Source organism: Pseudomonas sp. BF-RE-21, from assembly GCF_019947305.1.
GTDB classification, from domain to species: domain Bacteria; phylum Pseudomonadota; class Gammaproteobacteria; order Pseudomonadales; family Pseudomonadaceae; genus Aquipseudomonas; species Aquipseudomonas migulae.
In genome coordinates, this window is record NZ_JAGYGF010000098.1 from 1 (window position 1) to 8,512 (window position 8,512).

Annotated in this window: 10 protein-coding genes; 6 read left to right on the forward strand and 4 right to left on the reverse strand. The window is 60.6% G+C overall.

What is annotated here, in order from left to right:
- The first annotated feature begins 125 nt into the window (after positions 1 to 125).
- The 4 genes from KGB25_RS30070 (at position 126) to ntrC (ending at position 4,001) form a co-directional block, all read left to right on the forward strand.
- Positions 126 to 635 (forward strand): DUF4124 domain-containing protein, encoded by a 510-nt coding sequence (locus KGB25_RS30070; protein ID WP_207284654.1) that lies wholly within the window; start codon positions 126 to 128, stop codon positions 633 to 635.
- Positions 632 to 1,252 (forward strand): DUF4124 domain-containing protein, encoded by a 621-nt coding sequence (locus KGB25_RS30075; protein ID WP_223437956.1) that lies wholly within the window; start codon positions 632 to 634, stop codon positions 1,250 to 1,252. Before KGB25_RS30070 ends, KGB25_RS30075 begins: the two co-directional genes overlap by 4 nt.
- 230 nt (positions 1,253 to 1,482) lie before the next feature.
- Positions 1,483 to 2,568, forward strand: a complete 1,086-nt coding sequence (gene glnL, locus KGB25_RS30080; RefSeq protein WP_008024908.1) for a nitrogen regulation protein NR(II) — start codon at positions 1,483 to 1,485, stop codon at positions 2,566 to 2,568.
- Positions 2,565 to 4,001: a nitrogen regulation protein NR(I) gene (gene ntrC / locus KGB25_RS30085; RefSeq protein WP_008024910.1), complete on the forward strand. Its 1,437-nt coding sequence runs from the start codon at positions 2,565 to 2,567 to the stop codon at positions 3,999 to 4,001. The genes glnL and ntrC overlap by 4 nt, the downstream gene beginning before the upstream one ends.
- A gap of 525 nt (positions 4,002 to 4,526) precedes the next feature.
- Here ntrC and KGB25_RS30090 read toward each other — a convergent pair.
- On the reverse strand, positions 4,527 to 4,967 hold the full coding sequence (locus KGB25_RS30090; RefSeq protein WP_032828573.1) for a hypothetical protein: 441 nt from the start codon (positions 4,965 to 4,967) through the stop codon (positions 4,527 to 4,529).
- Here KGB25_RS30090 and KGB25_RS30095 point away from each other — a divergent pair.
- Positions 4,966 to 5,421: a tRNA (cytidine(34)-2'-O)-methyltransferase gene (locus tag KGB25_RS30095; protein ID WP_008024914.1), complete on the forward strand. Its 456-nt coding sequence runs from the start codon at positions 4,966 to 4,968 to the stop codon at positions 5,419 to 5,421. The genes KGB25_RS30090 and KGB25_RS30095 overlap by 2 nt on opposite strands.
- 122 nt (positions 5,422 to 5,543) lie before the next feature.
- Here the strand turns inward: KGB25_RS30095 and secB are convergent, their stop codons facing one another.
- The 3 genes from secB to KGB25_RS30110 are packed head-to-tail and all read right to left on the reverse strand — an operon-like array spanning position 5,544 to position 6,740.
- On the reverse strand, positions 5,544 to 6,029 hold the full coding sequence (gene secB / locus KGB25_RS30100) for a protein-export chaperone SecB (protein WP_007897410.1): 486 nt from the start codon (positions 6,027 to 6,029) through the stop codon (positions 5,544 to 5,546).
- Positions 6,030 to 6,070: 41 nt separating this feature from the next.
- Positions 6,071 to 6,325 (reverse strand): glutaredoxin 3, encoded by a 255-nt coding sequence (gene grxC / locus KGB25_RS30105; RefSeq protein WP_008024917.1) that lies wholly within the window; start codon positions 6,323 to 6,325, stop codon positions 6,071 to 6,073.
- A gap of 1 nt (position 6,326) precedes the next feature.
- A complete protein-coding gene (locus KGB25_RS30110) occupies positions 6,327 to 6,740 on the reverse strand; it encodes a rhodanese-like domain-containing protein (protein WP_008024918.1) in 414 nt (137 codons plus the stop codon).
- 153 nt (positions 6,741 to 6,893) lie between these two features.
- Between KGB25_RS30110 and gpmI the strand changes: the two genes are divergently transcribed.
- Positions 6,894 to 8,423, forward strand: a complete 1,530-nt coding sequence (gpmI, locus tag KGB25_RS30115) for a 2,3-bisphosphoglycerate-independent phosphoglycerate mutase (RefSeq protein WP_223437958.1) — start codon at positions 6,894 to 6,896, stop codon at positions 8,421 to 8,423.
- Positions 8,424 to 8,512: the final 89 nt, after the last annotated feature.

An 8,512-nucleotide genomic window follows, 5' to 3' on the forward strand; every position in this document is an offset into this window, starting at 1 on the left:
CGGCAAGCCGGCTCCTACAAGGGGTTTGTGGCGCTTGGGAAATCATGCCCAAATGTTTACAACTTGGGTCAATCACCAGCCCTGACCTATGCTGCAACCCAACGCGTTCGTTTCTGGTCGATTTTATGGGTCGTGGTTTTCTGTTCATCCTGCTGTTGATCGCCCTGCCCGCCGCCGCGCAGATTTATAAGTACACCGACGCCGCCGGCAACACTGCCTACAGCAATCAACCACCCGACGGTGTGAAGGCTCAGCCGGTCGAACTGCCGCCGCTCAACAGCGTCGAGCGCCAGGCGCCTCCTGCCCCACCCGCCGAAGCCACCAGCCGCGAACAACCTCGCAGCGCCTACGAGGTGCTGGAGCTGACCAACCTGCCCACCACCGAAGCGCTGCGGGCCAACAACGGCACCTTCACCGTCAACGTGTTGATCAAGCCGCGCTTGCAAGGCCCGCATCTTTTCAGGCTGCTGCTGGACGACCAGCCTTACGGCCAGCCGAGCAACGTGCCAATCCTGCAACTGGTCAACATTGATCGCGGCACTCACAGCCTCGCGGTGCAGGTGATCGACGGGGAAGACATCGTGCAGCAGAGTCCGACCGTGACCTTCACGGTACAGCGGGTGCACAAGCCGTGAGGTTATGGCTGCTGGCCGCATGCCTGATCGCGTTGTCCGCATCGGCCGAAGTCTTCACCTACATCGACGCACAGGGCAATCGGGTCTTCACCGACCAGCCTGGCTCCGGCAACGCCAAACGTGTGCCGCTGGCGACGAGCAACCGCATGTCCGCCAACCCGACCGGCGCGGCGCCGGTGATCGCAGAGAAAAAAACCGAAGCCAGGCCGATGTTCCGCTATGACATGCTCCGGGTGCTGGTTCCCGAGCCCGACGCCACAATCCGCAGCAGTGCCGGCGAGCTGATCGTCAGCATCACCAGCGAGCCCGGCCTGCAACGGGGTCATCGCTACCGCTTGTTGCTGGACGGGCAGCCCACCGCTGAACCGGGGCCGAGCCCGGTGTTCGCCTTGAGCAACATCGATCGCGGCAGCCACAACCTGTCCGTGGAAATCCTCGACGAACACGGCCGCATCATCGAGCGCACCGCCAATCAACCCTTCCATATGCTGCGCATTTCCCTCGCACAAAAACGCCAGGTCAAACCCTGCACGTTGACCGACTACGGCCAACGACCGGAATGTCCGCTCAAGGACAAACCCATCGAGCCAAAAAACCCCTTCCTGCGTTTCTTCTAACCTCGTTCAGCTTTGCGCACTATATTGGTGCGATAGGTTGCACCGTACCCAAATATCAACCCATTTTGGTTCGAAAGTACCCGCAAAAGCTGGCAGAACGCCACGCAAACGAGCGTCAAACGCCCGTTTCAGGCCTTTAACGCTTCTTTTCGGAGCCTTGGTTTGGTTTTTGCATTTTCCTCATATCGGCGCGTTATTCACGCGCATGCCCTGCTCCAAAAGAGGTCCTGATGACCATTAGCGACGCACTGCATCGATTGCTGCTCGACAACCTGACCACCGCCACCATCCTGCTCGACGCCGAACTGCGCCTCGAGTACATGAACCCGGCGGCGGAGATGCTGCTGGCCATCAGTGGCCAGCGCAGCCATGGGCAGTTCATCAGTGAGTTGTTCACCGAATCCACCGAAGCCCTGAATTCCCTGCGTCAGGCGGTCGAGCAGGCGCATCCGTTCACTAAACGCGAAGCGATGCTCACCGCCCTGACCGGCCAGACGCTGACCGTCGATTACGCGGTCACACCGATCCTGGCCAACGGCGCCACCATGCTGCTGCTGGAAGTCCACCCGCGTGACCGCTTGCTGCGGATCACCAAGGAAGAGGCGCAGTTGTCGAAGCAGGAAACCAGCAAGATGCTGGTGCGCGGCCTCGCTCACGAGATCAAGAATCCGCTCGGCGGGATTCGCGGTGCGGCCCAGTTGCTCGCCCGCGAGCTGCCGGAAGAAAGCCTGCGCGACTACACCAACGTCATCATTGAAGAAGCCGACCGCCTGCGAAACCTGGTCGATCGCATGCTCGGCTCCAACAAGTTGCCATCGCTGGCCATGTGCAACGTCCACGAAGTGCTGGAACGCGTCTGCCACTTGGTCGAGGCGGAAAGCCAGGGCTGCATCACATTGGTGCGCGATTACGACCCAAGCATTCCTGACGTGTTGATCGACCGCGAACAGATGATCCAGGCCGTCCTGAATATCGTGCGCAACGCAATGCAGGCCATCAGCAGCCAGAACGAGCTGCGCCTGGGTCGCATCAGCCTGCGCACCCGCGCCATGCGCCAGTTCACCATTGGCCACGTGCGCCATCGCCTGGTGACCAAGATCGAAATCATCGACAACGGCCCCGGCATTCCTGCGGAACTTCAGGAAACCATCTTCTTTCCCATGGTCAGCGGGCGCCCGGACGGTACCGGGCTCGGCCTGGCCATTACCCAGAACATCATCAGCCAGCACCAGGGCCTGATCGAATGTGACAGCCATCCAGGCCACACCACCTTCTCGATCTTTCTGCCACTGGAACAAGGAGCCACATCGACATGAGCCGTAGTGAAACCGTGTGGATCGTCGATGACGACCGTTCTATCCGTTGGGTCCTGGAAAAAGCCTTGCAGCAGGAAGGCATGACCACGCAAAGCTTCGACAGCGCCGATGGCGTGATGAGCCGCCTGGCGCGCCAGCAGCCGGACGTGATCATCTCCGACATTCGCATGCCGGGTGCCAGCGGTCTGGACCTTCTGGCGCGGATTCGCGAGCAACACCCACGGCTGCCAGTGATCATCATGACTGCGCACTCCGATCTGGACAGCGCTGTCGCGTCCTATCAGGGCGGCGCATTCGAATACCTGCCCAAGCCGTTCGATGTCGACGAAGCGGTGTCCCTGGTCAAGCGCGCCAACCAGCACGCCCAGGAACAGCAAGGCCTGGAAGTCCCGGTCGCCCTGACCCGCACCCCGGAAATCATCGGCGAAGCGCCGGCGATGCAGGAAGTGTTTCGCGCCATCGGGCGCTTGAGCCACTCCAACATTACCGTGCTGATCAACGGTGAATCGGGTACGGGTAAAGAGCTGGTCGCCCATGCCCTGCACCGTCACAGTCCACGGGCGGCTTCGCCATTCATTGCGCTGAACATGGCGGCCATCCCGAAAGACCTGATGGAATCCGAGCTGTTCGGCCATGAAAAAGGCGCGTTCACCGGTGCGGCCAACCTGCGTCGCGGACGATTCGAACAGGCGGATGGGGGCACGCTGTTCCTTGATGAAATCGGCGACATGCCGGCGGACACGCAGACCCGTTTGCTGCGCGTGCTGGCAGACGGCGAGTTCTACCGCGTCGGCGGCCACGTGCCGGTCAAAGTCGACGTGCGGATCATCGCCGCGACTCACCAGAATCTGGAAACCCTGGTGCACGCCGGGAAATTCCGTGAAGACTTGTTCCACCGCCTCAACGTGATCCGCATTCATATTCCACGCCTGTCGGACCGTCGCGAAGACATCCCGACCCTCGCCAAGCACTTCCTCAGCCGCGCCGCGCAAGAACTGGCGGTCGAGCCGAAGCTGTTGAAAAGCGAAACCGAGGAATACCTGAAGAACCTGCCGTGGGGCGGCAACGTCCGTCAGCTGGAGAACACCTGCCGCTGGATCACGGTGATGGCTTCGGGTCGCGAAGTGCACATCAGCGACCTGCCGCCAGAGCTGCTGAGCCTGCCGCAGGATTCGGCGCCGGTGACCAACTGGGAGCAAGCGCTGCGCCAGTGGGCCGATCAGGCGTTGGCTCGCGGTCAGTCGAGCCTGCTCGACAGCGCGGTGCCGGCGTTTGAGCGGATCATGATCGAGACTGCGCTCAAGCACACCGCTGGTCGTCGTCGTGATGCAGCGGTTTTGCTGGGTTGGGGGCGTAATACCCTGACGCGCAAGATCAAGGAACTGGGGATGAAGGTGGATGGTGGGGATGATGATGAGGGGGATGAGGGTTAATTAGCCTTTAGATCATCATCGTTGCATAGATCCATTCGCGGGCAAGCCTCACTCCTACAGGTTCGTAAAAATCCTGTAGGAGCGAGGCTTGCCCGCGAAGCTTTTGGGGCCACGGTGCACCGCCTGAATGCACCGTGAACCGCAATCGCGCACGCCAACTGATCCAAAACCCCACCTGCGTTCACAATCGAACCCCTGGCGAAAAAACACGAAAGCCCCGTATTACGGGGCTTTCGGCGTTTCAGAGGGCGTGATTGTTTCAAGCTGTTAAAACCTGGCACGCCCCCTGCAATAGTCCATTCAGTGATTCAGTTCACTACCCGGTTTCGGGGACCTTGGTACAGGCAGGCCGGGGATTCCCCTCTTTACATCGGGCTCACACCGCACTTGCGACGAGCCCAAACAGTTTTGGGGCCCTTGATACAGGCAGGTCAGGGGTTCCTTCTTTACACCGGGCTCACGATGCAATGCGCGAGCCCTGCCGTTTTGGGAACCTTGGTACAGGCAGGCCGGGGATTCCCTCTTTTATTGCTCCCGGAGATGGATCTCCAGCCGCCAGCGGTCATCGACCTCGCTACCGGCCCACTCGCCTTGCAGTGGCCGGGCCGCCACCACCGACAGCAACAACCCCCCATCACTCAATCGCACCCGCCAGTTCACGTTCTTGTCGTTGAGCTTGAGCTGACCTTTCTGCGTCTTGCCCTCCGCCTCGAACAGCAACGCCAGGCTGCCGTCGATAAACTCGCCGTGGGACTTGGGTTCGTTGTTGAACCACACCACCAAGCCGTCGTTCGTCACTTCGATCTGCTGCAATTCACTGGGGTCGGGCGTGGTCAGGCGACCGATCATCAGCCCCACCATTACCCCGACAATCGCCAGCGAACCCATCACGCGCGGGAATAGTTTCGAACGGGGATCCGCTTGCGGCGTAGAATGCCCGTCATCTTTACCTTCGGAGCCGTGCATGTTTCACGTCATCCTTTTTCAACCAGAAATTCCGCCGAATACCGGCAACGTTATCAGGCTGTGCGCCAACAGTGGCTGCCACCTGCATTTGATCGAACCGCTGGGCTTCGAGATGGACGACAAGCGCCTGCGCCGGGCCGGCCTCGATTACCACGAGTATGCCACCCTGCAACGCCATGCGGACCTCGCCAGTTGCCTGGAAAGCCTTGGTCATCCAAGGGTGTTCGCGTTTACCACCAAGGGTTCGCGGCCGTTCCACGACGCGAGCTTCGCCGAGGGCGATGCCTTTCTGTTCGGCCCGGAAAGCCGAGGCTTGCCGGCGGAAGTGCTGGATGCCCTGCCAGGCGAACAACGCCTGCGTTTGCCGATGCGCGAAGGCTGTCGCAGCCTGAACCTGTCGAACACTGTGGCGGTTGCCGTCTACGAGGGCTGGCGCCAGCTCGGATTCAAGTAACCCCCCATAACAAATGTGGGAGTGAGCCTGCTCGCGATGGCGGTGTGTCAGCTGACATTGATGTCATCTGACACACCGCCATCGCGAGCAGGCTCACTCCCACACGGGTGTCGCTGCGCAGCTTATTGAACGGTTGGAGTCTCGCCAGCCGCCTGCATGCGTTGCAGTTCTTGTGCGTACAGCGCGTCGAAGTTGACCGGGGCCAGCATCAGGGCCGGGAACGAACCACGGGTCACCAGGCTGTCCAGGGTTTCGCGAGCGTACGGGAACAGGATGTTCGGGCAGAACGCGCCGAGGGTGTGGCTCATCGAAGCGTCGTCCAGGTTCTTGATCAGGAAGATCCCGGCCTGTTGCACTTCAGCGATGAACGCTACTTCTTCACCGTTTTTCACGGTCACGGACAGGGTCAGCACGACTTCGTGGAAGTCGCCTTCCAGTGCCTTCTGGCGGGTGTTCAGATCCAGACCGACGCTTGGTTCCCACTGCTGGCGGAAGATCGCCGGGCTTTTCGGGGCTTCGAACGACAAGTCACGTACGTAGATGCGCTGCAAGGAGAATTGCGGTGCGGTTTCTTCTTCGCTAGCTGCAGTGTTCTGTTGGTCAGTCATCTCAGATCCTTTCTGATCTTGGGGTCTTATAGGGAAGGCATTCAGGCCTTGAGCATGGCGTCGAGCTTGCCGGCGCGCTCAAGGGCAAACAAATCATCACAACCGCCAACGTGGCGCTCACCGATCCAGATCTGCGGCACGGACGTACGCCCGGCCTTCTGGGCCATGGCGGCGCGCACCTGCGGCTTGCCATCGACCTTGATCTCTTCGAAGGCCACGCCTTTGTTCTCGAGCAGGTACTTGGCTCGCGAGCAGTAAGGGCAGTAATCGCTGGAATAGACGACGACGTTGCTCATATCACTTCACCAGCGGCAGGTTGTCGCCTTTCCAGCTGGAAATACCGCCGGACAGCTTGGCGGCGGTGAAGCCGGACTTCATCAGTTCGCGAGCGTGAGTGCCGGCGGTCTGGCCCATGGCGTCGACCAGGATGATGGTCTTGGCCTTGTGCTTTTCCAGTTCGGCCACGCGAGCGGCCAGTTTGTCGTGAGGAATGTTCAACGCGCCAACAATATGACCGGCGGCGAAATCCTTGACCGGACGAATGTCGATCACAACGCCCGCGTCCTTGTTGACCAGGCCGGTCAGTTCACCGGTGCTCAGGCTGCGGCCGCCGCCTTGCATCTGATAGGCGATCAGCAACGCCAGCAGTACCACGAAGATACCGACGAGCAGATAGTGGTTAGTGGCAAATTCAATCAGGTGAGCAACCATCGAAGGAGGTTCCAGGGCGTTAAAATGTCGGCCAGTATACACAGCCACTATGGTGGGCCAAACCCCGTCCGGCGGTGACGCCGTCGGAACTTCGCTTTAAACTGCCACTCCCTTTTCCATTGCCCTCTTTTAACTCAGCCACGAGTGGAATCCATGACTACCACGCCTAAACCTTTGGTCCTGATTATTCTCGACGGCTTCGGTCACAGTGAGAGCCCTGAATCCAACGCCATCTATGCGGCGAAGAAGCCCGTACTGGACCGTCTGTGGGCCACCGTGCCGAACGGTCTGATCTCGGGCAGTGGCATGGACGTCGGCCTGCCGGATGGCCAGATGGGCAACTCCGAAGTCGGCCACATGAACCTCGGTGCCGGCCGCGTTGTGTATCAAGACTTTACTCGCGTGACCAAATCGATCCGCGACGGCGAGTTCTTCGAGAACCCGACCATCTGCGCGGCTGTGGATAAAGCCGTTGCCGCCGGCAAAGCCGTGCACTTCATGGGCCTGCTGTCCGATGGCGGCGTTCACAGCCACCAGGATCACCTGGTTGCCATGGCCGAATTGGCTGCCAAACGCGGCGCGGAAAAAATCTACCTGCACGCCTTCCTCGATGGCCGCGACACGCCGCCGAAAAGCGCCCAGTCGTCGATCGAACTGCTCGACGCGACCTTCCAGGCCCTCGGCAAAGGCCGGATCGCCAGCATTATTGGCCGTTACTTCGCCATGGACCGCGACAACCGTTGGGACCGCGTGTCCCAGGCTTACAACCTGATCGTCGATGGCAATGGCGAATTCAACGCCGCCAGCGCCCAGGAAGGCCTGCAAGCCGCGTACGAGCGTGGCGAGAGCGACGAATTCGTCAAAGCCACCTCCATCGGCGAGCCGGTTAAAGTCGAAGACGGCGACGCCGTAGTGTTCATGAACTTCCGCGCCGACCGCGCCCGCGAGCTGACCCGCGTGTTCGTCGAAGACGGTTTCAAGGATTTCGAGCGCACCCGCCAGCCAAAACTGGCCGGTTTCGTCATGCTCACCCAATACGCCGCCAGCATCCCTGCGCCATCGGCCTTCGCCGCCGGCAGCCTGGACAACGTGCTCGGCGACTACCTGGCGAAAAACGGCAAGACGCAGCTGCGCATCGCCGAAACCGAGAAGTATGCCCACGTGACCTTCTTCTTCTCCGGCGGCCGTGAAGAACCGTTCCCGGGCGAAGAACGCATCCTGATCCCGTCGCCGAAAGTCGCCACTTATGACTTGCAGCCGGAAATGAGTGCGCCGGAAGTCACCGACCGCATCGTCGACGCCATCGAAAACCAGCGTTACGACGTGATCGTGGTCAACTACGCCAACGGCGACATGGTCGGCCATAGCGGCGTGTTCGAAGCAGCGGTGAAAGCCGTGGAATGCCTGGACCTGTGCGTCGGCCGCATCGTCGATGCGCTGGACAAAGTCGGTGGCGAAGCGCTGATCACGGCTGACCACGGCAACGTCGAGCAGATGTCCGACGAAACCACCGGCCAGGCGCATACCGCGCACACCACCGAGCCGGTGCCGTTCATTTATGTCGGCAAGCGTGACTTGAAGGTGCGTGAAGGCGGCGTGCTGGCGGATGTGGCGCCGACCATGCTGAAGCTGTTGGGCCTGGAAAAACCGGCTGAAATGACCGGGACTTCGATCCTGGTGTAACCCGGTCGCTCAAACACCGAAAAACCCTGTGGGAGCGGGCTTGCTCGCGAAAGCGGTGTGTCAGTCGACATCAACGTTGACTGACACAC

What these genes read in the sequence shown, in the direction of transcription:
- KGB25_RS30070 (WP_207284654.1), top strand. Translation starts at nt 126, where the DNA reads ATGGGTCGTGGTTTTCTGTTCATCCTGCTGTTGATCGCCCTGCCCGCC.
- glnL (WP_008024908.1), top strand. Translation starts at nt 1,483, where the DNA reads ATGACCATTAGCGACGCACTGCATCGATTGCTGCTCGACAACCTGACC.
- ntrC (WP_008024910.1), top strand. Translation starts at nt 2,565, where the DNA reads ATGAGCCGTAGTGAAACCGTGTGGATCGTCGATGACGACCGTTCTATC.
- KGB25_RS30095 (WP_008024914.1), top strand. Translation starts at nt 4,966, where the DNA reads ATGTTTCACGTCATCCTTTTTCAACCAGAAATTCCGCCGAATACCGGC.
- KGB25_RS30090 (WP_032828573.1), bottom strand. Translation starts at nt 4,967, where the DNA reads ATGCACGGCTCCGAAGGTAAAGATGACGGGCATTCTACGCCGCAAGCG.
- secB (WP_007897410.1), bottom strand. Translation starts at nt 6,029, where the DNA reads ATGACTGACCAACAGAACACTGCAGCTAGCGAAGAAGAAACCGCACCG.
- grxC (WP_008024917.1), bottom strand. Translation starts at nt 6,325, where the DNA reads ATGAGCAACGTCGTCGTCTATTCCAGCGATTACTGCCCTTACTGCTCG.
- KGB25_RS30110 (WP_008024918.1), bottom strand. Translation starts at nt 6,740, where the DNA reads ATGGTTGCTCACCTGATTGAATTTGCCACTAACCACTATCTGCTCGTC.
- gpmI (WP_223437958.1), top strand. Translation starts at nt 6,894, where the DNA reads ATGACTACCACGCCTAAACCTTTGGTCCTGATTATTCTCGACGGCTTC.